Raw genomic sequence first — 566 nt, forward strand, 5'->3', positions numbered from 1 at the left:
GACTACCGTGCCGGTTCAAGTCCGGCCCTCGGCATTAAGTTTTGCGCCCGTAGCTCAATTGGATAGAGCGTTTGACTACGGATCAAAAGGTTAGGGGTTCGACTCCTCTCGGGCGCGCCATTATTCTAATAGAATAGATAGGAAATCGGGAAGTAGCTCAGCTTGGTAGAGCACATGGTTTGGGACCATGGGGTCGCAGGTTCGAATCCTGTCTTCCCGACCATTTTCATGGGGCCTTAGCTCAGCTGGGAGAGCGCCTGCTTTGCACGCAGGAGGTCAGCGGTTCGATCCCGCTAGGCTCCACCAAAAAGTTTTTAAAAAAGTTATTGACTTTAAAGAAGCAACATCTTATACTAATAAAGTTGCTTTAACAAAGCGAACAATTGAAATGATCTTTGAAAACTAAACAAGACAAAACGTACCTGTTAATTCATTTTTTATAAAATCGCACAGCGATGTGCGTAGTCAGTCAAACTACTTTATCGGAGAGTTTGATCCTGGCTCAGGACGAACGCTGGCGGCGTGCCTAATACATGCAAGTCGAGCGGACAGATGGGAGCTTGCTC

General features: G+C 47.0%; 3 tRNA genes and 1 rRNA gene. All 4 read left to right on the forward strand.

Annotated features, from left to right (window positions below):
- Positions 1 to 43: 43 nt before the first annotated feature.
- A tRNA-Arg gene (locus Q3W56_RS20605) sits at positions 44 to 120 on the forward strand.
- A gap of 26 nt (positions 121 to 146) precedes the next feature.
- Positions 147 to 223 (forward strand) — tRNA-Pro (locus Q3W56_RS20610).
- Between the two features lie 7 nt (positions 224 to 230).
- Positions 231 to 306: transfer RNA gene (locus tag Q3W56_RS20615), tRNA-Ala, on the forward strand.
- A 173-nt stretch (positions 307 to 479) separates the two neighbouring features.
- Positions 480 to 566, forward strand: a 16S ribosomal RNA gene (locus tag Q3W56_RS20620); the annotation flags it as partial.

Origin of the sequence: Bacillus sp. C28GYM-DRY-1 (assembly GCF_030519405.1) — a bacterium.
GTDB lineage: Bacteria > Bacillota > Bacilli > Bacillales > Bacillaceae > Bacillus > Bacillus spizizenii_A.